24 protein-coding genes are annotated in these 22476 nt (G+C 57.5%); 8 read left to right on the forward strand and 16 right to left on the reverse strand.

From position 1 onward, the window contains the following. Window positions 1–50 precede the first annotated feature (50 nt). The gene (gene ligB / locus J1C59_RS00505; RefSeq protein ID WP_140917004.1) at window positions 51–1802 is read left to right on the forward strand and encodes an NAD-dependent DNA ligase LigB; all 1752 of its coding nucleotides are present in this window, start codon (window positions 51–53) and stop codon (window positions 1800–1802) included. Here ligB and J1C59_RS00510 read toward each other — a convergent pair. From J1C59_RS00510 to J1C59_RS00535, 6 genes are all read right to left on the reverse strand, one after another. Next, window positions 1740–2357, reverse strand: a complete 618-nt coding sequence (locus J1C59_RS00510) for a trimeric intracellular cation channel family protein (RefSeq protein ID WP_111141260.1) — start codon at window positions 2355–2357, stop codon at window positions 1740–1742. The genes ligB and J1C59_RS00510 overlap by 63 nt on opposite strands. 421 nt (window positions 2358–2778) lie before the next feature. After that, complete coding sequence (locus J1C59_RS00515; protein WP_128085000.1) at window positions 2779–3423, reverse strand: oligosaccharide flippase family protein; 645 nt, start codon at window positions 3421–3423, stop codon at window positions 2779–2781. Between the two features lie 771 nt (window positions 3424–4194). After that, complete coding sequence (locus J1C59_RS00520) at window positions 4195–4590, reverse strand: polyketide cyclase (RefSeq protein WP_128084999.1); 396 nt, start codon at window positions 4588–4590, stop codon at window positions 4195–4197. A gap of 137 nt (window positions 4591–4727) precedes the next feature. Beyond that, complete coding sequence (locus tag J1C59_RS00525) at window positions 4728–5870, reverse strand: alanine racemase (protein ID WP_128084998.1); 1143 nt, start codon at window positions 5868–5870, stop codon at window positions 4728–4730. A 177-nt stretch (window positions 5871–6047) separates the two neighbouring features. Further along, the gene (gene lpxP, locus J1C59_RS00530; RefSeq protein ID WP_111141256.1) at window positions 6048–6971 is read right to left on the reverse strand and encodes a kdo(2)-lipid IV(A) palmitoleoyltransferase; all 924 of its coding nucleotides are present in this window, start codon (window positions 6969–6971) and stop codon (window positions 6048–6050) included. A gap of 423 nt (window positions 6972–7394) precedes the next feature. Further along, on the reverse strand, window positions 7395–8258 hold the full coding sequence (locus J1C59_RS00535) for a YicC/YloC family endoribonuclease (RefSeq protein ID WP_128084997.1): 864 nt from the start codon (window positions 8256–8258) through the stop codon (window positions 7395–7397). A 155-nt stretch (window positions 8259–8413) separates the two neighbouring features. Between J1C59_RS00535 and J1C59_RS00540 the strand changes: the two genes are divergently transcribed. After that, window positions 8414–8842: a DUF3574 domain-containing protein gene (locus J1C59_RS00540; RefSeq protein WP_128084996.1), complete on the forward strand. Its 429-nt coding sequence runs from the start codon at window positions 8414–8416 to the stop codon at window positions 8840–8842. Window positions 8843–8879: 37 nt separating this feature from the next. Here the strand turns inward: J1C59_RS00540 and J1C59_RS00545 are convergent, their stop codons facing one another. Further along, window positions 8880–10064, reverse strand: coding sequence for a NupC/NupG family nucleoside CNT transporter (locus J1C59_RS00545; protein ID WP_128084995.1), 1185 nt, complete (start codon window positions 10062–10064; stop codon window positions 8880–8882). 149 nt (window positions 10065–10213) lie between these two features. On the opposite strand from J1C59_RS00545, the gene rph reads away from it, so the two are divergent. Next, complete coding sequence (gene rph, locus J1C59_RS00550; protein WP_111141472.1) at window positions 10214–10930, forward strand: ribonuclease PH; 717 nt, start codon at window positions 10214–10216, stop codon at window positions 10928–10930. Between the two features lie 49 nt (window positions 10931–10979). Then, the gene (gene pyrE / locus J1C59_RS00555; RefSeq protein WP_111141473.1) at window positions 10980–11621 is read left to right on the forward strand and encodes an orotate phosphoribosyltransferase; all 642 of its coding nucleotides are present in this window, start codon (window positions 10980–10982) and stop codon (window positions 11619–11621) included. A gap of 34 nt (window positions 11622–11655) precedes the next feature. Here the strand turns inward: pyrE and slmA are convergent, their stop codons facing one another. The 3 genes from slmA to coaBC form a co-directional block, all read right to left on the reverse strand. Continuing rightward, entirely contained in the window at window positions 11656–12252 is a 597-nt protein-coding gene (gene slmA, locus J1C59_RS00560; RefSeq protein ID WP_128084994.1) for a nucleoid occlusion factor SlmA, read from the reverse strand. Between the two features lie 119 nt (window positions 12253–12371). Beyond that, entirely contained in the window at window positions 12372–12830 is a 459-nt protein-coding gene (gene dut, locus J1C59_RS00565; RefSeq protein WP_128084993.1) for a dUTP diphosphatase, read from the reverse strand. After that, entirely contained in the window at window positions 12808–14028 is a 1221-nt protein-coding gene (gene coaBC / locus J1C59_RS00570) for a bifunctional phosphopantothenoylcysteine decarboxylase/phosphopantothenate--cysteine ligase CoaBC (RefSeq protein ID WP_140917005.1), read from the reverse strand. The genes dut and coaBC overlap by 23 nt, the downstream gene beginning before the upstream one ends. 180 nt (window positions 14029–14208) lie before the next feature. Here coaBC and radC point away from each other — a divergent pair, with 180 nt between their 5' ends. The 4 genes from radC (at window position 14209) to mutM (ending at window position 16400) form a co-directional block, all read left to right on the forward strand. Further along, on the forward strand, window positions 14209–14865 hold the full coding sequence (gene radC, locus J1C59_RS00575) for a RadC family protein (protein ID WP_128084460.1): 657 nt from the start codon (window positions 14209–14211) through the stop codon (window positions 14863–14865). Between the two features lie 240 nt (window positions 14866–15105). Beyond that, the gene (gene rpmB, locus J1C59_RS00580; protein WP_111141478.1) at window positions 15106–15342 is read left to right on the forward strand and encodes a 50S ribosomal protein L28; all 237 of its coding nucleotides are present in this window, start codon (window positions 15106–15108) and stop codon (window positions 15340–15342) included. 11 nt (window positions 15343–15353) lie between these two features. Then, entirely contained in the window at window positions 15354–15521 is a 168-nt protein-coding gene (gene rpmG, locus J1C59_RS00585) for a 50S ribosomal protein L33 (protein WP_001051798.1), read from the forward strand. A gap of 69 nt (window positions 15522–15590) precedes the next feature. After that, complete coding sequence (mutM, locus tag J1C59_RS00590) at window positions 15591–16400, forward strand: bifunctional DNA-formamidopyrimidine glycosylase/DNA-(apurinic or apyrimidinic site) lyase (RefSeq protein ID WP_128084461.1); 810 nt, start codon at window positions 15591–15593, stop codon at window positions 16398–16400. Here the strand turns inward: mutM and coaD are convergent. From coaD to J1C59_RS00620, 6 genes are all read right to left on the reverse strand, one after another. After that, window positions 16397–16876, reverse strand: coding sequence for a pantetheine-phosphate adenylyltransferase (gene coaD, locus J1C59_RS00595; protein WP_111142159.1), 480 nt, complete (start codon window positions 16874–16876; stop codon window positions 16397–16399). The genes mutM and coaD overlap by 4 nt on opposite strands. After that, a complete protein-coding gene (locus J1C59_RS00600; protein WP_128084462.1) occupies window positions 16873–17649 on the reverse strand; it encodes a glycosyltransferase family 2 protein in 777 nt (258 codons plus the stop codon). Before J1C59_RS00600 ends, coaD begins: the two co-directional genes overlap by 4 nt. Further along, the gene (gene waaA / locus J1C59_RS00605) at window positions 17649–18923 is read right to left on the reverse strand and encodes a lipid IV(A) 3-deoxy-D-manno-octulosonic acid transferase (RefSeq protein ID WP_111142157.1); all 1275 of its coding nucleotides are present in this window, start codon (window positions 18921–18923) and stop codon (window positions 17649–17651) included. The genes J1C59_RS00600 and waaA overlap by 1 nt, the downstream gene beginning before the upstream one ends. A 92-nt stretch (window positions 18924–19015) precedes the next feature. Then, window positions 19016–20149 carry a glycosyltransferase family 4 protein gene (locus J1C59_RS00610; protein WP_128084463.1) on the reverse strand — a complete coding sequence of 378 codons (1134 nt, stop codon included), beginning with the start codon at window positions 20147–20149 and terminating at the stop codon, window positions 19016–19018. Continuing rightward, the gene (gene rfaQ / locus J1C59_RS00615; RefSeq protein ID WP_128084464.1) at window positions 20142–21218 is read right to left on the reverse strand and encodes a putative lipopolysaccharide heptosyltransferase III; all 1077 of its coding nucleotides are present in this window, start codon (window positions 21216–21218) and stop codon (window positions 20142–20144) included. Before rfaQ ends, J1C59_RS00610 begins: the two co-directional genes overlap by 8 nt. A 73-nt stretch (window positions 21219–21291) precedes the next feature. Further along, complete coding sequence (locus J1C59_RS00620) at window positions 21292–22278, reverse strand: glycosyltransferase (protein ID WP_242281352.1); 987 nt, start codon at window positions 22276–22278, stop codon at window positions 21292–21294. Between the last annotated feature and the right edge of the window lie 198 nt (window positions 22279–22476).

Raw genomic sequence — 22476 nt, forward strand, 5'->3', positions numbered from 1 at the left:
GGGGCAAGGGGCGGGGGTGTGGAATGCCCCAAAACCTCAGGAGAGCGAGCATGAAAAGAGTCGGCGGATCGCTGTTGGCGATGCTGTTGTGGATCGTCGCAGGGCCTGCGCAGAGCGCCCTGTGTCCGGTCTGGACCCCTGTGCGGGCGACAGAAGAGATGCGTCGCCTGCAGCAGCAACTGCAGCACTGGGATGATGCCTACTATCGGCAGGGCCAGAGTCCGGTCGTGGACGCAGATTATGATGCGCTACAGCAGCGACTCAATCACTGGCAGCACTGCTTTAGTCCGCAGCAGCCCGCTTACGCGCCGCAGCTGCCGGTTCAGGGCGAGCATCTGCATCCGGTGGCGCATACGGGCGTTAAAAAGCTACGCGACAGGCTGGCTCTGGCTTACTGGATGCAGGGCCGGCGCGACCTCTGGGTGCAGCCGAAGGTCGACGGCATCGCCGTGTCACTGGTTTATCGTCATGGCAGACTGGTCTCGCTGCTGAGTCGCGGCGACGGATTGCGCGGCGAAGAGTGGCTATCTAAAGCCGCCGGGATCCCGGCTATTCCGCTGCATATCGACACCGATCTTGAGAATGTGGTGCTGCAGGGTGAGCTCTTCCTGACGATGACCGGTCATCAGCAGGCAGTCGATGGCGGTAAGAATGCGCGATCGCAGGTGGCCGGAGCCATGATGAGTAAACAGCGTGTTCCCCTGCTGAAGTCGATTGGCATTTTTATCTGGGCCTGGCCGGATGGTCCGGAAACCATGGCGGAGCGCCTTCAGCAGCTCAGCCGCTGGGAACTGGGTCTGGCGGCCCGATGGAGTCACCGGGTAGAGGATGAAGAGGAGGTTGCCGCCTGGCGGGAACGCTGGTTCCATGCTGCGCTACCTTTTGTCACTGATGGTGTCGTGGTCCATCAGAGCCAGCGCCCTGCGGGAGAGCGCTGGTTGCCGGGCGAGGGAACCTGGGCCGTTGCGTGGAAGTATCAGCCGCCTGAAGTCAGCACGGAGGTGCTCTCTGTGGATTTTCCGGTGGGCCGGACCGGAAAAATCGCGGCGGTGCTGAATCTGCAGCCGGTACAGCTGGATGACCGGACGGTGAGGCGGGTGAACATCGGATCGCTACGGCGCTGCCAGGAGAGCGATATCGTCGCGGGGGATGTCGTCACGCTGAGCCTGGCGGGTCAGGGCATTCCCCGGCTGGAGCGGGTGATCTGGCGCGTGGCAGAGCGGCACTATGCTCAGCCGCCTGATCCATCCCGTTATAGCCCGCTGAGCTGTTTTACTTTCAGCGCGGCCTGTCAGAAACAACTCCTGGCGAAACTGCGCTTTCTCAGCCAGAAAAGCGTACTGAATATTCCGGGCGTTGAGCGCGGAACCTGGCTGCGCCTGCTGGAAAGCGGCAACATGACACATCTGTTCGGCTGGCTGGTATTAACCCCGCAGCAGATCGCCGCAGCAACCGGATTGTCGCCGGAACGTGCCGGACAGCTCTGGCACCGTTTTAATCTTACCCGGCAGCAGCCGTTTCGTCGCTGGGTGGCGGCATCCGGCGTTTCACTGCCGCGCAAGGCCCTGAAGGCCCTGCCTGACCCGAAGTGGGAGAGCCTGATACAGCGGGACGTTAAGGCCTGGCAGACACTGCCGGGCGTGGGGGCGGCGCTGGCAACGCGCCTGGTGGCTCAGTTCCATGATGCCCGGCTGCAGGCCCTGATCACGTTTCTTCAGCAGCAGGGCATCCCCGCCAGCTCAGTGCTCGGGGTGGGGATAGTTGAAAATCGGCAGGCCAAGACGGAAGCGCAGCGCCAGTAAACGGGCGAAAAAGCCGAACAGCAGGGTAATGATGATGACCGCTTCATGTGCCAGCGAGGTTTTCAGCAGCAGGATGTAGATCCAGCCCGAGGCAAACGCGATTCCCGCGTAGATTTCCTTCTGAAACACCAGCGGGATGCGGTTGCAGAACATATCCCGCAGTACGCCACCAAAGACGCCGGTGATCACTGCGCTTATGGCGGCAATAATCATGGCGTGGCCGGAATCCAGCGCAACCTGCGCACCGATGATGGAAAAGACCACCAGACCCAGCGCATCCAGCACCAGAAAGACTTTACGCAGATGCGTCATCAGCGGTGCCAGAAACGTGGTCACAACGGCTGCGGCCGCCACAATCATGATGTATTCGGGATGTTTCACCCAGCCCAGCGGATAGTGGCCCAGCAGGATGTCGCGCACCGAACCGCCACCAATGGCGGTTACTGACGCAATGATAATGACGCCGAACAGATCCATTTTGCGGCGACCAGCGGCCAGCGCGCCGGTCATGGCCTCGGCGGTAATACCAATGATGTAGAGAACGGTCAGTAACATAGCAGACTCCGGTAAAACGGCGGCAACGCGACGGCATTGCCCGAGAGACGGCGACGGGGACTTTCTGGCGTCCGGCGTCCGGGATGAGCGCAGTTTATACCAGCCTGCCCCGGCGTCAGCATAGAAAGAGTTTTGCAGAACAATGGCAGCAGGGACAGGAGAGAGCGATGAGCCGTTCAGGTTCCGGGCAGACGCATGTCTGAGGTTTCAGCGGCGGGGCTCTGGCAGCAGGACGCCGCGACAAGGAGCCCGCCTTTGGGCAGACACTCATTCGGATAAAAGAGAAAAGGCGGAGATAGCGGCGAAACATCAGAATCGAACAGAGAAATGAGGCAGCCAGTAAAAATAAAAGGCGTGCTGGTTAACAGCACGCCAATGCATCGTTTCCGACGCTCAGAGCCCACCATACAGACTTATTTTATTATTTGTTTCGTGCACGAATTTTAAAAAATGCATTCAGGCTGAAATGATATTCCGGCTGGAACCAGGAACGACCATAGTAGCAGTAAATCAGCATGCGAACAGAGGCCATCGCCAGGTAACCCCAGATTGCGCATAATACGGAAGGTGTCAGCCAGACGGTAAATAAGGTCACCGCAAGCCCGGCTAATACCGAAGAGGTTTCGGCAAACGCGATTCGGGTATATTGTTTCTCACGCTGCAATATCGCACGGTAATGCTGGCCCTGGGGAATAATAATAAACACCACGGAGACCATCTGCAGCATTAAGGCCAGTTCAGGCTGATCAAATAGCGCGGTCAGCAGATGACTGCCGGTAAATAAGAGTCCGAAAACTGCAACGCCCGTCAGCATATTACCCCAGTAGATCGTGGAGAGGTCGTTGATCGAGAGCATACAGCGGCGAATAAGCTTGTTGCAGAAGCCCCGGTCGGCCAGCGTATCCACAGCCAGTAAGGCGATGACGGCAATCGCCAGCAGGTTCAGTTCATTCGCCTGCAGAATCTGCGCCAGCAGAGAGAGTTGCAGGACGCCGATACCAATAATTTTGATTGAAGAGAGCAGAGACCATTTTGCGCTATTAAGACTGCTTTCACGTATTGCCATCATATACTCGATAGAGCCCAGCGGCTCTGTGAGAATTAAATAGTTGTGTTACGGCAAGCAGAAGTTGCTGTGACACCGTTCTTTAGTGCAATTTTCCGGCCTGTGTTCTGAATATTATTTCAGATCTGCCGTGTTATTATCGGTCTGGAAACTATCCGGATAAAAAGCTTCCCCGGTTAAGCGCCTGTTTCGTGTCATGGCGGCGTTCTCCTTAAAAGGTAAGAACGCCGCCAGATCACGAATAAATCCTTTTGTCGTTTTATATTCTCCTGCCCGCATCCTTGCGGCATTCTCAGTACCCTCTTATTCAGATAACAAGAGAGTAGCTGAGCGGTCCATGACGTTTTCATGCTTTATCATTATGGGTATTGCTGTGTGTGGAATGATTTATACATTGTTTTATTTAATTTAACACCATAAGAAAAGTCTGATTACGTTACCGCAGAAATAAATGGTTTCACTTTATGCATGATAAATATTAAATCCTCAGCGCTGCGGAAATAAACGACGATTAATGATTAATGAATGTGCTACAGGCGAAAAGCGGGCGCGACAGGTGAAGGAGCCTGTAATCACGGGGGATCACCCTGCTGACAGCGGGGATTACCAGGAATTTTCCTGGTAACGATGCTTAAGCCGCAGTGGTGTTGAATACTTAAGCGGGGACAAGAATCAGATGAGGTTGTAATACTTTATCTGCCGAAATTTTTCTGTTTTTTTCATCCACGACCAGCGATAAATACAGGAAAAACCCCGTTCTAAGTGATTGATTTATTGGGTCAGCAGCTGGTTAAGCTTTTCGAGATCGTTGCTAACCCATTCAATATCCTGCTTAAATTTCTCATCGGATGTAAAGGGCTGACGATAAATTGTCACCAGCACCTCAGCACCCTGTTCATTCGCGATTACGCGCATCGGCACGTAGATCTCCTTACCTGAACCGCCATCAATCCAGTGATCCATGACACCAAATGGATTGTGGGGCGAGAATCGCAGTTTCACATTGCCGAGCGGCCCCCTGGCGCGCCAGCGATTTCCCTCCGGTTCCAGAGCACTCTGCGTCAGCCCTGACGCCCACCTGGGAAAAAATTCCGGCTTCCAGATGGTTTCATACAGATCTAACCAGTGACGGGGGATTGTCAGACTCAGCGTGCGAGAGGAGAGCATAGAACCTCCGGAGGATAAGCGAAAAAGGCATTAAAGCATGGCGGCAGGTTTGCTAAAACGTTGTAACAGCAGAAGTGTGGGGTCAGCAGAGTTCTGTATAAAGGGCAGACAGCAGGACAAGGCTGTCTGCCGCTGGTTCAGATGAAATTACCGCGCGCAGAAACCGGCTGCGCTTCGCTCTGACCGTCAGAATGACGCAGAATGAAGCTGTCCGATTGCGCCATCACGGCACAACTGTGATTGGGAAAGATGCGCAGCAGCGAACCGACGTCCGGACGGCGATCCTGATAAAGCAGGAAACCGTGCTCCTCCGATAGCTTCGTCACCTCATAGGTGTGGCCGGCTTCATCCACGGCAATACCAAAACCGCTGGCATTGGTGCCGTGCGGGCCTTTGTCCGAACTCAGCATTTTCGATCCTGCATCCACAATCGCGAAATGGTCGTTCACCGCCACGACGCGGGTGATGACGCTCATAGCCAGCTGCCCGACGCGGCTTAAACCGAGGCGGCAGGCGGTAAGATCCAGGAGTGCGTAGTTGCCGGGCCGGATTTCATCCAGGCAGGGCGCAATCTCTGCCGCCAGCGCGGTCGGGGTTGAGCCGACGGAGAGAGGGCAGTCGGTAAATCCCGCCGCCTGCAGTTTTGCCTGAAGCCGCTGCATCAGGCGGGCCTCCTGACGGGCGATATCCGCAATCGCCGCAGCATGACCAGCACCGTAAGCGTGACCGGCATGGGAAACGAGGCCGGCAAAGCGTAACCCGTTATCCTTCAGCGCCTGCGCGATCGCTATCGCCTCATCAGTATCCGGGTTAACGCCAATCCGATGCAGCCCGACATCCACCTTAATCGCGACCGCCAGATCGCACGCCGGTTGCTGCTGGCGGGCCTCAGCAATCGCCGCCACGCCATCAACGCTGTCCGCGATCAGGGTGAGCCTGACCTGATGCAGCACTGCCTGGCGCAGCAAGTCGGCCACGCTCTGCGGCTGTACAATCGGATAGGCCAGTAGCAGATCGCGCACGCCACCCAGAATAAACGTCACGCCTTCGCTGGGCTTTGAAACCGTAACGCCCCGGGCACCCAGCGCAAGCTGGCGCTGCGCAATCCAGACGCTTTTATGCGTTTTGATATGTGGCCGCAACGAGACACCCGCCTCATTTGCTTTGCGCTGCATCTGCTGCAGGTTCTGATCCAGCCGCGCGGTATCCACTTCAATATAGGGCGTAAGGCGATCATCAATCAGTGGACGCTGCCACTGCTGTGTATCGTTGATATCCATAAGATTATCCGGCAATGACGAGGTAAGAGACACCATCATTCCCTAATTTGCGCGCTGATGCCAGCCGGGTAACGGGCAGAGAAGCGAAGCGTTCACGAGTGGCGATACCAACAGAAAAAAGGGTGGGCGGCGGACAAAAACAAAAAAGCAGGCGCGAGGCCTGCTTTATGCGTTTGCTCAGACGTAGAGCGACTGTTCGCCCGGTGGCCGGGTTTTGAAACGGCGATGCAGCCAGAGGTACTGTTCGGGCGCGCGCAGGATCTGATTTTCAATCACCTTATTCATATAAGCCGCCGCCGCGACCTCATCCGTATGAGGGTAATTTTCCAGCATCGCTTCGATGATCAGATGGTAGCCATGATTGTCCGGATTGCGGATCAGCATAATCGGCACCATCGCCGGCTTCGCCAGACGCGACAGGACAAATGTTCCGTTGGTGGTGGCGGCTTTCTCCACCGCAAACAGCGGCGCAAAGGTGCTGCCTTTCGGGCCGTAATCCTGGTCCGGCGCAAACCAGACTGATTCGCCCTGCTTCAGCGCATTGACCATGCCGCGCAGGTCGCGACGGTCGATCATCGCTTTGTTTGACCGCATCCGACCCTTGGTCTGCACGTACTCCATCGCCTGATTGTTGTGCGGACGATACATTGCCATCATGGGCTGGCAGAGGCCGCTGATGCGCCCGCCCAGCTCCAGCGACATAAAATGCACACCAATCAGCATCACGCCGCGTTTTTCGTTCTGCGCCGCATAGAGATTGTCCATGCCGGTAACGTTAAACAGACGCCTGACCGCACGGTCAGACCAGAACCAGGCGATACCGGTTTCAGCCAGCGCCATGCCTAACGACGCAAAGTTACCGGCAATCATCGCTTCCGTTTTCTCTTCGCTGATTCCGGGAAAACAGAGTTCAATGTTGCGACGGGTGATACGTTCGCGGCGCTGCATAAAATGACGGGAGATCTTACCCGCCCCGGCACCGAGACGCATAAGAACAGGATAGGGAAGCTGGACCAGAAGCCAGAGCACGCTCAGGCCAAACCAGGTAAACCAGTAACGCGGATGCAGCAGCGAACTGCTAAATTTTCCGGTGTTTTTCATTAACTACCTTCATGAGAGAAATGGACGTAACGCATAAAGAGCACTTCCATAGTCTCCAGGCGGTACAGCTGTACTGATTTCGACCGGCACTTTATCAAAAAGTGCCTTCAAAGAAAGGGAAACTCTGGAATCTACAGGATTGACCAGTTTCATGGAGCGATGTCGCCAGAAGGCATGACAAGGATGCTGACCAGAAAAAGCAGATAAATTTCAGCAGATTGAAGCAGGATTATCCGGAAGATAAAGCGTGTCAGATGAGACGCCAGGAAGAGTCCGGAAATGATTATTTATCTATCTTTACGTAAAAATGCGGCCAGTCAGGTGCACGCGGGCTGCGATTTGCGAATGAATGTTAAAAGCTGATGCGGGGGCGATGAACGAAGCGTCATTGCTGACGCTTCGTTCAGGATGTGAGGCAGGGAGTTACTCGATATTCTGAATCTGCTCGCGCATCTGCTCAATCAGCACTTTCAGTTCGATCGCTGAGGCAGTGATATCGGCGTTGATCGATTTCGAGGCCAGGGTGTTCGACTCGCGATTGAACTCCTGCATCATGAAGTCGAGACGACGGCCAACGGCCTCTTTCTTCTTCAGGATGTTGTAGGTTTCTTTCACATGCGCGTCCAGACGATCCAGCTCTTCGGCGACGTCAACACGCTGCGCCATCATCACCAGTTCCTGCTCAAGGCGATTGTTTTCCAGCTGAACGTCCGCCTCTTCCAGTCTGGTGACCAGGCGCTCACGCTGCCATTTGATCACGTCAGGCATCTGCGCACGCACTTTGCTGACTTCCTGCGACACGCCTTCCAGACGCTGCTCGATCATCGCTTTCAGTGCGCTGCCTTCGCTTTCGCGTGCCGCAATAAAATCATTCAGCGCGTTATCCAGCGCCTGCAGCAACTGCGTATTGATGGCGTCCAGATCCTGCTCCTGCGCGGACATCACACCCGGCCAGCGCAGAATATCCAGCGGATTGATGGCGCCTTCGTCGCTCTGCATTTTCACCCAGTTGGCCGCCTGCACCAGCTGTTTAGCCAGAGTCTCGTTCAGCATCAGTTCGCCCTGCGCGCTGGGATCGGCGTCATAACGCAGATGGCACTCAATTTTACCGCGCGTCAGGCGCTGACGTATGCGCTCACGGATAACCGGTTCCAGCCCGCGAAACTGTTCCGGCAGACGGATATAGGTTTCCAGATAACGCTGGTTAACAGAGCGCAGCTCCCAGGCGGCGCTGCCCCATTCGCCTTTGGCTTCGCTGCGGGCATAAGCGGTCATACTGCGGATCATAAGCGGTACTCATTTACGGAAAGATGAGTGAAGTATAGCGAGGCGAGCCACGGCATAACAGGCATAAGCGCCTCACAGGAAAATAACGAACCATTTCCGCTTTCCGCGGCAGCCACTTATGATGACCGCTGACCCCTTGTGAGGATAACTGATCTATGTCTCGCGTTATTGCCCTTCCTGTTGTGATGGCTCTGTTGCTGGCGGGCTGCCAGGCGCGCCACCACTCGCCGCCCACGAAACCGCAACCCATCTGTGCGGGAGGCGACATGATGATGCAGACCACGCTGTGGTTTGGACTGAGTAAACCGGATGGCGGCAGGGTAAGTTCGCTCGACTGGATGAACTTTGTCGATAACGAGGTTACGCCGCGCTTCAAATCGGGGCTGTCGGTCTACGACGCCAGAGGGCAGTGGCTGGGCGAAAACGGTCAGCTGGCACGCGAAAACAGCAAAGCGTTAATGCTTATCCACGGGATCGATCCCGCCACCAGCCAGGCTATCGAGGCGTTACGCAGCCTTTATAAGAAACGGTTTGGTCAGGAGTCGGTGATGCGGGTCGATGCGCCCGTCTGTGTCAGTTTCTGATGGGAAAAGGGCGGCAGCGTCGCCGCCCGTTGAGTGGTCAGATAAACAGACCGGCAAACGCGGCAGAGAGCAGGCTGACCAGCGTAGAGCCATACACCAGCTTCCAGCCAAAACGGGACACCACATTGCCCTGTTTCTCATTCAGGCCTTTGATGGCGCCCGCGACGATGCCGATGGAGGCAAAGTTAGCAAAGGAGACCAGGAAGACCGACAGGATGCCCAGTCCGCGCGCGCTCATGCCCGCCGCGACCTTCTGCAACTCAATCATCGCCACAAACTCATTGGCCACCAGCTTGGTAGCCATAATGCTGGCCGCCTGCAGGGCATCGGCTTTAGGGATCCCAACCAGCCAGGCCAGGGGATAGAACAGATAGCCGAGCAGCTGCTGGAAACTGTAGCCGAACAGGGCGGCAAACAGCGCGTTAACGGCGGCGATCAGGGCAATAAAACCAATCAGCATAGCCAGAATGATCATCGCCACTTTGAAACCGGCCAGGATGTACTCACCCAGCATCTCAAAGAAACTCTGATCTTCATGCAGTTTTTCCAGCGCGATAGGCTGCTCTTCCTGGCGGGTCATCGGGTTGATGATCGACAGGATAATAAAGGTGCTGAACATGTTAAGCAGCAGCGCCGCAACCACATACTTCGGTTCAATCATCGACATATACGCACCGACAATCGACAGCGACACGGTCGACATCGCGGTTGCCGCCATGGTGTAGAGGCGGCGCGGCGGGATGTCGCCCAGAATCCCTTTGTAGGCGATGAAGTTTTCAGACTGACCCAGAATCAGCGTGCTGACGGCGTTAAACGACTCCAGCTTGCCCATGCCGTTAATCTTCGACAGCAGCGACCCGAAAAGACGGATCAGTAGCGGCAGGATACGCCAGTGCTGCAGGATACCGATCAGCGCCGAAATAAAGACAATCGGACAGAGCACGCCGAGGAAAATAAAGGCCAGCCCCTGTTTGCTCATGCCGCCAAACACAAACTCTGTGCCCTGTGCGGCAAAGCCCAGCAGCGTTTCAAAGAAACCGGCGAACGATCCCACCAGCGCCAGACCACCGGCGGAGTGAAGGAAGAACCAACCCAGTGCGGCTTCCACCACAATCAGTTGAATAATAAAGCGCAGGCGAATCTGTTTACGGTCATGACTGACGAGCAGCGCAAGGGCGAAAATCACCACCAGCGCCAGCAGAAAATGAAGAATGGCGGCCATATGTGTTTTTATCAGAGAGAAAGGAACGCGCATTTAGCCACAGCTGGCGGGGAATTTCATCTGATGCCTGTCCCAGACCGGCGCAAGAGACAGCGGGCAAGGAAGTCCGTATAATGCGCAGCCAATCATTAGCAAGCCGGAGAATACCCATGCGTCCAGCAGGCCGTAGCGCACAACAGGTGCGTCCAGTCACATTGACCCGCAATTACACCAAACACGCAGAGGGTTCCGTTCTGGTGGAGTTCGGCGAAACGAAAGTGCTCTGCACTGCCTCCGTAGACGAAGGGGTTCCGCGTTTCCTGAAAGGCCAGGGCCAGGGTTGGGTCACGGCCGAATATGGCATGCTGCCGCGCTCGACCCACAGCCGTATGGCGCGTGAAGCGGCAAAAGGCAAGCAGGGTGGCCGCACGCTGGAGATCCAGCGTCTGATCGCCCGTTCACTGCGCGCCGCCGTCGATCTGAAGGCGCTGGGTGAGTTCACGATTACGCTCGACTGCGACGTGATCCAGGCCGATGGCGGCACCCGCACCGCCTCCATCACCGGTGCCTGTGTGGCGCTGGCCGATGCACTGAACAAGCTGGTTGCCAGCGGCAAGCTGAAAGCGAACCCGATGAAGGGGATGGTCGCGGCGATTTCCGTGGGCATCGTCAGGGGCGAAGCCCTCTGCGATCTGGAATACGTTGAAGATTCTGCCGCCGAAACCGACATGAACGTCGTGATGATGGAAGATGGCCGCATGATCGAGGTGCAGGGCACCGCGGAAGGCGAACCCTTCAGCCACGACGAACTGCTGACGCTGCTGGCACTGGCGCGCGGCGGCATTGAAGAATTGATTCAGGCGCAGAAAGCGGCGCTGGAAAATTGATGTAACAGGCGACCACAGAGTCGCCTTTTCTTTATTTGAGGAGTGAGAAATGAAAGCCTGGCAGCGTCAGTTTATTGAATTCGCCCTGAACAAGCAGGTGCTGAAGTTCGGTGAGTTCACTTTGAAGTCCGGGCGTAAAAGCCCCTATTTCTTTAATGCCGGCCTGTTTAACAGCGGACGGGATTTAGCGCTGCTGGGACGCTTCTACGCGCAGGCGCTGGTCGATGGCGCGGTCGATTTCGATCTGCTGTTCGGTCCGGCTTACAAAGGCATTCCGATTGCGACCACCACGGCGGTGGCGCTGGCGGATCATCATGACCGCGACGTGCCTTACTGCTTTAACCGTAAAGAAGCCAAAGATCACGGCGAAGGCGGCCTGCTGGTGGGCAGCCCCCTGCAGGGCAAAGTGATGCTGGTGGATGACGTCATCACCGCCGGTACGGCGATTCGTGAGTCGATGGACATTATCGGCGCGCACAACGCCACGCTGGCCGGTGTGCTGGTGTCGCTGGATCGTCAGGAGCGCGGACGCGGAGAAATGTCGGCGATTCAGGAAGTGGAACGCGATTACGGCTGCAAAGTGACCGCGATTATCACGCTGGCCGATCTGATTACCTGGCTGGAAGAGAAGCCGGAGATGGCCGATCACCTGGCGCAGGTGCGGGCTTATCAGAAGGCATACGGGATTTAATCGAGGCGGGCATGACGCCCGCCTTTTTTAACCGTCAGGCGAGCTGAACGGCGATCAGCGGCCAGCGTGCCTCAAAGTCTGCGGTCGGGCTGAAGCGAAACTCAGAACGGACATAGCGCGACAGTAAACCTTCACAGAAAGCCAGCAGCTGACTGGCCAGCAGCGCCTCATCAGCCTGAAATGCTTCCCCTTCCCGCATCCTGCGTTCACGCATGACCTGTCGCAGCTGCACTTCAATCCGCTCAAACAGCTGATTGATGCGGCCCTGCAGGCGATCCTGCTCAAACATCAGTGCATGGCCGGTCAGAATGCGGGTCAGTCCCGGATTACGCTCACCAAATCCCAGAATCAATTGGACGATCAGACGCAGACGCGTCATGGTCTCTTTTTCATCCTTGAGGATCAGATTGATGCGGGTAATCAGACTGTCTTCAATAAACTCAATCAGGCTATCGAACATCCGGGTCTTGCTGGGGAAGTGACGATAGAGCGCCGCTTCGGATACGCCTACCGTAGCCGCCAGTTTAGCGGTGGTAATGCGCTGACTGCCATCACCGGACTCCAGCATCTGCGCCAGTGCCTGCAAAATCTCTTCGCGACGATTCCGTTTCGCGACTTTTTTTTCTGCCATGACCTTAAAAACCCCTGAAATTTACCTAAAAACAGGCAACACCTACGCATCTGCCACAGGAACGCGTCCCATGGCGATGAGGAAAAATAACGGGCGTAAGTGAAAGTCGGTATTGCGGGTTACTGGCGACCTGAGTGGCCAAAGCCGCCTTCACCGCGCAGGCTGGCGTCGAAATCGTCTACCAGGTTAAATTCCGCCTGCACCACGGGCACGAAGACCAGTTGTGCCATGCGGTCGCCAGGCTGCAGCGAGAAGCTCTCCTGACCGCGATTCCAGACCGAGACCATCAGTTGTCCCTGATAATCGGAGTCGATCAGGCCCACCAGATTGCCCAGCACAATCCCATGTTTGTGGCCCAGACCTGAGCGCGGCAGGATTACCGCAGCCAGTTCAGGATCGGCGATATGAATCGCCAGGCCGGTCGGCACCAGCGTCGTGGTGCCTGGCGCGATATCGAGAACATCATCAATGCATGCGCGTAAATCTAACCCGGCAGAACCTGAGGTGGCGTAAGTCGGCAGGGGAAACGCTTTGCCGACACGCGGATCCAGGATTTTAACGTCTATTTTTTTCATCATAACGGCTGACAATCTCGTCTATTAATTGTTGGCCAAGGAGCGACTTATCGCTGAGCGGTAAGCGTTTTTCTCCATCCTGCCAAAAAAGGTGAAGAGCATTGGTATCGCTATTAAACCCCTGTCCGGTTTTAGCGACGTCGTTAGCGCAGATCAGATCCAGATTCTTGCGCACCCGTTTTTGCCGGGCGTATTCTTCCACATTCTGTGTTTCAGCCGCAAATCCGACAACGAATGGCCGGTTTTCCTGAAGGGCGGCGACGCCAGCAACAATATCGGGATTCTTTATCAGGTTCAGCGTGACGGTATCATCGCCGCCCTGTTTCTTGATTTTATCGGCCGCAATATCGGCCGCCCGGTAGTCTGCCACGGCTGCGCTTGCAATGAAAATATGTTGTTTGTCTATCTCGCCCATCACGGCGGCCTGCATCTCCAGCGCGCTAGTGACATCGATACGGCGCACGCCCGCAGGCGCAGGCAGGGTGACCGGGCCGCTGACCAGGGTTACCTGCGCGCCGCGTCTGGCGGCGGCGGCGGCGATCGCAAAGCCCATTTTGCCTGAGCTGTGATTGCTGATGTAGCGCACCGGGTCCAGCGCCTCGCGGGTCGGACCGGCGGTTATCATAATGTTGAGATGTTGCAGATCGTTGACGGGGGCGGCCCACTGCACCGCATGGTCAACAATCGCCAGCGGATCGAGCATCCGGCCTGGACCCACATCACCGCAGGCCTGGCTGCCGCTGTCCGGACCCCAGATCAGCACGCCACGCGCCGCCAGGCGCTGCAGATTCTGCTGCGTGACCGCCGCGCGATACATCTGCTGATTCATGGCGGGCACCACCGCCACGGGCGAGGCCGTCGCTAAGACGGCGGTCGTCACCAGATCGTTTGCCATACCGGCGGTGATCCGGGCAATCAGGTCGGCAGTGGCTGGCGCCAGCACAATCAGGTCGGCCCATTTTGCCAGCTCGATATGGCCCATCGCCGCTTCCGCGGCGGGATCAAGCAGGTCGTCAAAGACCGGATAGCCGGACACGGCCTGCAGACTGAGCGGGGTAATAAACGCCTTCGCGCCCTCCGTCATCATCACGCGGACATCCGCGCCGCGGTCGCGCAGGCGGCGCACCAGTTCAGGTGCTTTGTAAGCAGCGATACCGCCGCTGACGCCAAGAAGAATTTTTTTGCCGGCTAATCCCATCATGATGTTGGCCTCACTAAGCTCTCAGCCGCTCGTGGCGGCGAATGCACGGACTTTATCACAAAAGCGCGGATACGCCTTTTCACAGGCTGCGTTTGCGAGCCGCCTCGTAGATTGTGTCGCCACGTCTGGCGGTCCGCATCCGGACAGGCCATGCTGATGCGCATCTCAGGGAGAGCAGATATGAAAATAAGCGGACCACGGGAAAAACTGCAGAGGCTGGGCGCGCATTCGCTCAGCGATACCGAACTTCTGGCCATCTTTCTTCGTACTGGCTCGCCAGGGCAGAATGTCATTGCGCTGGCTGACCAGATGTTGCAGGAATTTGGTTCGCTGTATCAGCTAATGACGTCGGGCAAAACGGCGTTCAGCGGTATCAAAGGCGTCGGCGATGCCAAGCTGGCGCAGCTGCATGCGATTGCCGAACTGGCGAAACGCTTCTTCGCCAGTAAACTGGCCCGCGAAAGCGTGATGGAAAATCCGCAGATTACGCGCCAGTACCTGCAAAGTCTGCTGGCCGATCAGGAACGCGAGATCTTTATGGCGCTGTTTCTGGATAATCAGCACCGGGTGATGCGGGCACAGAATATGTTCTCGGGATCCATCAACAGCGTCGAGGTTCACCCGCGCGAGATTGTCCGGGAAGCGCTGAAGCTCAATGCCGCCGCCCTGATCCTGGCGCATAATCATCCATCGGGCGTGGCCGAACCGAGCCGGGCAGACCGCGAAGTCACCCATAAAATCAGCGAAGCCTGCCAGCTTCTCGACATCCGTCTGCTGGATCATCTGGTGATAGGCCATGGCGAATATGTCTCTTTCGCCGAGCGCGGATGGCTCTGACAGCGGGAATTTTCGCGCCAGGTGGCGGCTTTTTGCCCGATCATTCGGGATCTTTATCTGTTCGGGACTTGAGCACTTGGGCTGAGCGGCGTATACTACGCCACCTTTGAGAATCTCGGGTTTGGCGGTTAGGCCAGCTTAGCGGGTTCCATGGAACTCGCCTGGCGGGCTGCAAGCCTGACGAGGCGGCCAAAACCTAATTTTTAAAGCTCGAGCTGATTTGATTTTTGGAGAATAGACATGTCACGAGTCTGCCAGGTAACTGGAAAGCGTCCGGTGACCGGTAACAACCGTTCCCACGCAATGAACGCGACGAAACGCCGTTTCCTTCCGAACCTGCACTCACACCGTTTTTGGGTTGAGAGCGAGAAGCGCTTCGTTAGTCTGCGTGTATCTGTTAAAGGTATGCGTATTATTGATAAAAAGGGCATTGATACGGTATTAGCCGACATGCGTGCCCGTGGTGAGAAGTACTAAGGAACTGAATCATGGCTAAAGGTATTCGTGAGAAGATCAAGCTGGTTTCCTCTGCTGGTACAGGTCACTTCTATACCACCACGAAGAACAAGCGTACTAAACCAGAGAAGCTGGAACTGAAAAAGTTCGATCCGGTTGTACGTCAGCATGTGATCTACAAAGAAGCTAAAATTAAGTAATTTTAGTGTTCTGCTAAAAACCCGGCTCCGGCCGGGTTTTTTGTTTGTGTAAAACGCTGAGGAGAGGGTATGCCAGAGTTGCCAGAGGTTGAAACCAGCCGTCGCGGTATCGAGCCGCATTTGGTCGGTGAAACCATCCTTCACGCCGTGGTGCGTAATTCACGTCTGCGCTGGCCTGTTTCGCAGGAGATTCTGGCGCTGAGCGATCAGCCGGTGCTCAGCGTGCAGCGCCGGGCAAAGTATCTGCTGCTGGAGCTGCCGCATGGCTGGATCATCATCCACCTTGGCATGTCGGGCAGCCTGCGGGTGCTGTCTGAAGAACTGCCTGCCGCTAAGCATGACCATGTCGATCTGGTTATGAGCAACGGCAAAGTGCTGCGCTACACCGATCCACGCCGTTTCGGGGCCTGGCTCTGGAGCAGCGATCTGGCGGGCAGCAGCGTGCTGGCACATCTCGGCCCTGAGCCGCTGAGCAGCCAGTTTGACGGGGATTACCTGTTTGAGAAGTCGCGCGGCAAGCGAACGCTGATTAAGCCGTGGCTGATGGACAACAAAGTGGTGGTGGGCGTGGGCAACATTTACGCCAGCGAGTCGCTGTTTACCGCCGGGATCCTTCCCGATCGTGCCGCCGGCAGCCTGTCGCAGGCCGAAGCGGAGTTGCTGGTCAATACCATTAAAGCGGTGCTGTTACGCTCTATCGAGCAGGGCGGCACCACGCTGCGTGACTTCCTTCAGAGCGACGGCAAGCCAGGCTATTTTGCGCAGCAGCTGCAGGTCTACGATCGGGCCGGTGAACCCTGCCGCGTCTGCGGTACACCGATTATCAGCGGCAGGCACGGGCAGCGCAGCACTTACTGGTGCCCCCGCTGTCAGCATTAAGCCAGTTTAGCCAGCAAGGCCTGATGGACAGAGGCGGGCAGGAAGGCGGTGACATCGCCGCCGTGACGTGCCACCTCTTTGACCAGCGACGACGAGACAAACGAGAAGCCTTCGGACGGCATCAGGAAAACACTCTCCAGCGTCGGCAGCAGATGACGATTCATCTGCGCCAGCTGCATTTCATATTCAAAGTCGGACACCGCACGCAGCCCCCGCACCAGCACATTAGCCTGCTGTTCACGGGCAAAATTCGCCATCAGATCGCTGAAGCCGACGACGTTGACGTTGGGCAGATGACGCACGACCTCGCTGGCCAGCGCCACGCGCTCATCCAGACTGAACATCGGTTTTTTACCGGGACTGGCAGCAACGGCCAGGATCACCTGATCAAACATCAGCGCGGCGCGCGTCACGATATCGAGGTGCCCGAGCGTAACGGGATCAAAGGTACCGGGATAGATGGCTTTTGTGGTCATACTCGCCCTTTTGCCGAAGCTTGATTCAGCGCCCAGAGGGCTGAATATTTATTGAAGGTATACTGCGCGTTGACCACCGCCAGAATCCAGCCCTGCTTTCCGTCGAGAAAACCGGCACGCAGCACCAGCGTTTTCACAAATGCGCCCAGCGTATGGCTGAACACGGAAAAGAGGCTGCATCCTTTACCGCGCTGATGGCGTTCCGTTGCCCAGGCTTCGGCATAGGCCAGCTGCTTGCGCTGGAAAGCGACCAGATCGCGGCAGGTCAGATGCTGCAGGTCACCGGGCAATGCCACGACCGGTGCGCCCTCGCTCTGCAGCGATTCATGCACCAGATTGTCATTGTAGCGGAAGGTACGCGGATAGAGCCGCAGCACGCGGTCAGGATACCAGCCGCTGTGCCGCATAAAGCGTCCGAGAAACAGATTGCTGCGGCCCAGGCTGTAAATCGTCCGGCCGGGTGGCGCAGTCAGCACCTGCTCAATCGCGGCGCGCAGTTCCGGTGAGACGCGCTCATCCGCATCGATCATCAGAATCATATCGCCGGTGGCATAGTCCTGTGCGCGCTGGCGCTGGATGCCGTAGCCCTGCCAGTCAGCATTCCGGTAGACCTGTGCGCCCGCCCGGGTCGCAATGTCAGTGCTGCCGTCATCACTGCCGGAGTCCAGCACGATAATTTCATCGGCCCAGCTGACCGAGGCCAGGCAATCAGGCAGCAGCCCGGCTTCATTTTTGGTGATCATCACTACGGAAAGACGCTGGCGTACAGACATTAGTGGGCTCGCGGTGGCAGATGGGGTTCGAGTAACTGTAGCAGGCGCTGCAGCGCGCCCTGATTCTGATGCAGCACCTCTACCGCGTGACGTCCGTAGTAGCGGCGATAATCATCATCCTGCAACAGATTGGTGACCTCTTTTTCCAGCGACACCACGTCGGTCACGGTGATCAGCCCCTGGCCCTCCTGCAGCTTGCCGCAGATGTCTTTGAAGTTCCAGATGTGCGGGCCCATCAGCACCGGAAGGGCATGTGCGGCCGGTTCCAGCGGGTTGTGGCCGCCCCGTTCCACCAGGCTGCCGCCGACAAAGGCCAGATCTGCAATGCCGTAAAGCAGCATCAGTTCACCCATCGAGTCGCCGATAACCACCTGGGTCGCACCGGACGGGATCTCGCCGCTGCTGCGCAGGATAAAACTAAAGCCACGTTCCTGCGTCAGTTCGCGGGCATCGTTAAAGCGCTCAGGATGACGGGGAACCAGGATCAGCAACAGATCCGGGAAGGTCTGCAGCAGGCGACGATGCGCATCCAGCACGATAGCTTCTTCGCCTTCGTGCGTGCTGGTGGCAATCCAGACCGGACGGCGCGGCGCCCACTGACGGCGCAGCGTTACGGCGCGGGCGGCCAGCTCTGGCGTGACGGAAATATCAAACTTCAGGCTGCCGGTAATCGCCAGCTGGGACCGTTTCAGCCCCAGCCCCAGGAAGCGGTCGCCATCTTCGGCGTTCTGTGCGGCGATCAGCGTGATGCTCTGCAGCAGCCGGCGCATAAATTTGCCCAGTTTGCGATAGCCTTTGGCCGAGCGGGCGGAGAGGCGGGCGTTGGCGATCACCAGCGGAATATTACGCTGGTGCAGTATGCGGATGATGTTCGGCCACAGCTCGGTTTCCATGATGATCACCAGCCTGGGGTTGACCGTATCCAGAAAACGATTGATCGACCCCGGCAGATCGTAGGGCAGATAGACATGGTGAACATCTTTGCCAAACGCGGATTGTGCCCGCTCGGAGCCGGTCGGCGTCATGGTGGTGACGGTAATCGGCAGGGTCGGATAACGATGACGCAGCGCGCGCACCAGCGGAATCGCGGCCAGGGTTTCCCCCACAGAGACCGAGTGCAGCACGATGCCATCGGGCGCGACTTTGCCGGTGCAATAGCCATAGCGTTCTGCCCAGCGTTTGCGATAGGCCGGCGCTTTACGACCGCGCAGCCACAGGCGCAGCCAGATCAGTGGCTGAATTAAGTAGAGCAGTGCGGTGTAAATGGTCGTCATAGTTACCGTTACAGCAGGTTCGCGTCTGAAAAAAGATTAAAATCGGATGGCGGCATGTTATCAGAAACCCTGCATGCACTCATCCCGGATTGTCAGTTGCCGCTCAGTACCTGCTGATAAAGCGACGTCAGCGCCTGCGCCAGTCGCGACGGGCCGTAAGGTTCAATTTTGCGCCGTGCGGCGTCGCCCATGCGTGAATCGCGGGAAAGTGCCGATATGGCGTTCACCGCCTGATTTAACCCGTTGATATCCAACGCATCACAGACGAAGCCTTCCTGACCTGCGGTAATGAATTCGGCGCCACCGCAGCCGGTGCTGGTAATCACCGGCAAGCCGCAGGCCATCGCCTCCAGCACCACATTCGGGAAGGGGTCGTAGAGCGTGGGCAGCAGCAGGCCATCCGCCGCGTGATAGAACGGCTGCACATCCTGCCGGACGCCGACAAAGCGCAGCCGATCCAGGCAGTTCAGCTGCCTGGCCAGCTGCTGATAGCGTGACTGTTGCTTGTCCTGACCCACCACAATCAGATAGCGATCGCTGGCGGCCAGCGCCTGAATCGCCGCTTTCAGCCCTTTACGTTCAAAGCCGGAGCCGACATAAATCAGTACGGTGGCGTCAGCGGGCAGCGCCAGCTGCTGGCGGCTCGCCTGACGCGCCGCTTCCGTAGCGGGCTGAAAACGGCTGGCGTCGATGGCGTTGTGAATCACATGGATCCTGCCGGCATCAAGCGAGAAACAGCGCAGGATATCGCGCTTCACCATCTCCGAATTGCAGATCACCGCTTTCAGCGTCGGCGAGTTAAACATCTCCGCTTCCGCCTGCAGAACGTAGCGGTGATAGGGACTGAGTGCCGCACTCAGCCGCTGCCAGGGCGAGACGATGCGGGCGCGCTGTTCCAGCCAGACGCGATGAACGCCATCCCCGGCGCGGAAAATGTCACAGCCCGCGATGCGCTCATGGCTCTGCACAATATCGAACTGCTCCCGCTCCCAGCAGGCGCGGGCCGCGCGGGCAAAACCGCGTTCTCGGGAGATGCGGCCCAGCTTTGCCGGGTTGCAGATATGCAGATGCCAGTCAGGGTTTGGCGTGCCCTGCCAGCTGCGGGTAATGATGTTGAGGTCGAGCTGTTCGCTACCCAGCGCCTCCAGCGCGCGTGAGATAAACCGCTCGGCGCCGCCATCCGGCCGGTATTTCTGCCGGACGATCGCCAGCCGTAACTTACTCATTCAGGTAACTCCTTGCGGCCGCGACTACATCCTTCACCGGGATCGCCGACAGATAGCGCTGGTCAGTGCGGGTGTCGATAGAATCGGGTGAGGGCAGCGGGCCATAATCGCCCGCCCAGATGACGTGATTGTTGTCGCCCCAGGGCCGCCAGTGCTGCAGTTTGGTCGGGCCAAACAGCGCAATGCAGGGCGTTTTCAGCGCGGCGGCCATGTGCATCGGAGCGGAGTCGACACCCATAAACAGCCGGGCGTGCTCAATCAGCGCGGCCAGCTGCGGCAGCGTGAACTGGCCCGCCAGCGACACCACGTCCGGCGACGCACAGAGCGCCCGGATGCGGTTAATCATGGCCAGCTCCTGCTTGTCCGGTCCGGCGGTCAGCACGACCTTACGGCCGGGCTGCGCCAGTTGTTCGATCGTGGCGGCCACGCTCTCCTCTTCCCAGCATTTGAAGCCCCAGCGCGAGGTCGGCTGCACCACGATATAGGAGCCGGTCACCCGGTGTTCCGCCAGGCGGGCCTGTACGATCTGCCGGTCTGCCTCGCTGTAGTGCATCGACACGCGTGCGCCGTCGCTGCTGATGCCCAGGGGCGCCAGCGCCGACATATTCTGCTCAACGGTGTGCAGTTTGCTGTGATTGTGCGTGGGCACCAGGCGGTTATGGCACCATCGCCACAGGGCGTTATCCCGCTTTTTAAAGGCGAACCCGATGCGAACGGGCGCCCCGGAGAGCCGGGTAATCAGGGCCGCGCGCCACTGATCGGCCAGATTAATCACCAGATCATACTGCGCATCACGAATGGCGCGGATCAGGTCTCGTTCATGGCCCAGCTTGCGCCAGGTGCCTTCCTGCTTCCATTTACGATCGATCACGTGCAAATGACGGATAGCCGGATGGGCTTCCAGCATCGGACGCGTTTCCTGATAGAGCAGCACATCGATGCTGGCCTGCGGATACCGCGCCCGCAGCGCATTGATGGCGGGCGTGGTAAGCAGCATGTCACCATGATGGCGCAGCTTAATCAGTAATATATTTTTTGGTGAGATGTTTGCTGGAGTCAGGCTGGCCATAAACAAGAGTTCTCAGAATTCAGTGAACCGATTGTAGGGCAAACGCTTTTTAGGATAAAGCCAGCCTGGGCGGTTATTTAGCCCGCCAGCGATAGAGGCGACCCAGCCACAGCAGTAACTGATACCACTGTTTGATGCCCCGGGCATTGCGCAGCATGCGCAGATGCGTCTTGCTGGCGAAGAGATCCGTGATGATAGCCTGGCGGGCCTGTTCATCAGGCTCCCGTCTCACACTGTGGCACACGCTCAGCGCCTCATGGGTCACCTGATAGTGAAACGACGGGTAGATTTTTACGCGGTCCCGATAGCGGGTATTAAGCTCTTCCAGCAGCCGCGCGATTTTCAGGTAGTGACGCTGATATTCAACGTTGCGCGCGCCTGTCCGCTTGCGGTTGCTGATGGAGGCGTCGTGCATATAGTAGCGATAGAGCACCGCGTCGGTATAACGCACGCGATTGGCCAGCAGCATAAACTCGGTGGTCCAGGGAATATCCTGATGATGCAGGCCAGGCTCAAACTGCAACTGATGCTGCTCAATCAGCGCCCGGCGATAGATGCCCAGCCAGACCACATGCATATAGCGATGGGTTTTCAGCGCGGTATTGAGCCAGTCGGCACCGCTCAGCACCGGCGTGCTGCACAGGCGATCCAGCGGGATCAGCGGCTTTACCCGCTGGCTGTGTTTGAAAAACCACTCGGCGTTGCACTGCGCCGCATCCAGATCGTCCGCCTCGGCCATCGTCACCAGCGTCTGATACATCTCCGGCTGCTGGGTATCATCCGCGTCCGGGAAGGTGACATATTTCCCGCGCGCTATCGCCAGTCCGGCATTGCGCGCCCGCGACACGCCCCCGTTTTCCTGATGAATAACACGAATGTGAGAGTGCTGCTGTGCATAGTGATCGGCGCGTTCGCCTGAGCCGTCGGTGGAACCATCGTCGACGATAATAATTTCCAGCGAGGTCAGCGTCTGCGCCAGCAGTGACTGCATGAACACATCAAACATGCTGCCCGCGTTATACATCGGGGTAATGATACTCAGCAGAGGAGAAGTACTCATGACACTCTCTGCGCCTGCGTGGTATTCACTGCGAAAGGGCGTTGCCTCGTCATAAATCATGTCCAAATCAGCAGAATGAAAACAGGAATGTCGCGATTATAGAACGGGCTGGCCTGCCTGCTTTACTAAAAAGCCACGCACGCCTTCTGGAGTGTGTTACATGCGTTTTTTTTACGCAGCCGGGTGGCGCAGGCCGGC

The organism is Pantoea deleyi (genome assembly GCF_022647325.1).
In the GTDB taxonomy this organism is placed as follows: domain Bacteria; phylum Pseudomonadota; class Gammaproteobacteria; order Enterobacterales; family Enterobacteriaceae; genus Pantoea; species Pantoea deleyi.

Excerpts from the sequence above, each read along its gene's own strand:
- ligB (WP_140917004.1), top strand. The coding sequence starts at position 51 with ATGAAAAGAGTCGGCGGATCGCTGTTGGCGATGCTGTTGTGGATCGTC.
- J1C59_RS00510 (WP_111141260.1), bottom strand. The coding sequence starts at position 2,357 with ATGTTACTGACCGTTCTCTACATCATTGGTATTACCGCCGAGGCCATG.
- J1C59_RS00515 (WP_128085000.1), bottom strand. The coding sequence starts at position 3,423 with ATGGCAATACGTGAAAGCAGTCTTAATAGCGCAAAATGGTCTCTGCTC.
- J1C59_RS00520 (WP_128084999.1), bottom strand. The coding sequence starts at position 4,590 with ATGCTCTCCTCTCGCACGCTGAGTCTGACAATCCCCCGTCACTGGTTA.
- J1C59_RS00525 (WP_128084998.1), bottom strand. The coding sequence starts at position 5,870 with ATGGATATCAACGATACACAGCAGTGGCAGCGTCCACTGATTGATGAT.
- lpxP (WP_111141256.1), bottom strand. The coding sequence starts at position 6,971 with ATGAAAAACACCGGAAAATTTAGCAGTTCGCTGCTGCATCCGCGTTAC.
- J1C59_RS00535 (WP_128084997.1), bottom strand. The coding sequence starts at position 8,258 with ATGATCCGCAGTATGACCGCTTATGCCCGCAGCGAAGCCAAAGGCGAA.
- J1C59_RS00540 (WP_128084996.1), top strand. The coding sequence starts at position 8,414 with ATGTCTCGCGTTATTGCCCTTCCTGTTGTGATGGCTCTGTTGCTGGCG.
- J1C59_RS00545 (WP_128084995.1), bottom strand. The coding sequence starts at position 10,064 with ATGGCCGCCATTCTTCATTTTCTGCTGGCGCTGGTGGTGATTTTCGCC.
- rph (WP_111141472.1), top strand. The coding sequence starts at position 10,214 with ATGCGTCCAGCAGGCCGTAGCGCACAACAGGTGCGTCCAGTCACATTG.
- pyrE (WP_111141473.1), top strand. The coding sequence starts at position 10,980 with ATGAAAGCCTGGCAGCGTCAGTTTATTGAATTCGCCCTGAACAAGCAG.
- slmA (WP_128084994.1), bottom strand. The coding sequence starts at position 12,252 with ATGGCAGAAAAAAAAGTCGCGAAACGGAATCGTCGCGAAGAGATTTTG.
- dut (WP_128084993.1), bottom strand. The coding sequence starts at position 12,830 with ATGATGAAAAAAATAGACGTTAAAATCCTGGATCCGCGTGTCGGCAAA.
- coaBC (WP_140917005.1), bottom strand. The coding sequence starts at position 14,028 with ATGATGGGATTAGCCGGCAAAAAAATTCTTCTTGGCGTCAGCGGCGGT.
- radC (WP_128084460.1), top strand. The coding sequence starts at position 14,209 with ATGAAAATAAGCGGACCACGGGAAAAACTGCAGAGGCTGGGCGCGCAT.
- rpmB (WP_111141478.1), top strand. The coding sequence starts at position 15,106 with ATGTCACGAGTCTGCCAGGTAACTGGAAAGCGTCCGGTGACCGGTAAC.
- rpmG (WP_001051798.1), top strand. The coding sequence starts at position 15,354 with ATGGCTAAAGGTATTCGTGAGAAGATCAAGCTGGTTTCCTCTGCTGGT.
- mutM (WP_128084461.1), top strand. The coding sequence starts at position 15,591 with ATGCCAGAGTTGCCAGAGGTTGAAACCAGCCGTCGCGGTATCGAGCCG.
- coaD (WP_111142159.1), bottom strand. The coding sequence starts at position 16,876 with ATGACCACAAAAGCCATCTATCCCGGTACCTTTGATCCCGTTACGCTC.
- J1C59_RS00600 (WP_128084462.1), bottom strand. The coding sequence starts at position 17,649 with ATGTCTGTACGCCAGCGTCTTTCCGTAGTGATGATCACCAAAAATGAA.
- waaA (WP_111142157.1), bottom strand. The coding sequence starts at position 18,923 with ATGACGACCATTTACACCGCACTGCTCTACTTAATTCAGCCACTGATC.
- J1C59_RS00610 (WP_128084463.1), bottom strand. The coding sequence starts at position 20,149 with ATGAGTAAGTTACGGCTGGCGATCGTCCGGCAGAAATACCGGCCGGAT.
- rfaQ (WP_128084464.1), bottom strand. The coding sequence starts at position 21,218 with ATGGCCAGCCTGACTCCAGCAAACATCTCACCAAAAAATATATTACTG.
- J1C59_RS00620 (WP_242281352.1), bottom strand. The coding sequence starts at position 22,278 with ATGAGTACTTCTCCTCTGCTGAGTATCATTACCCCGATGTATAACGCG.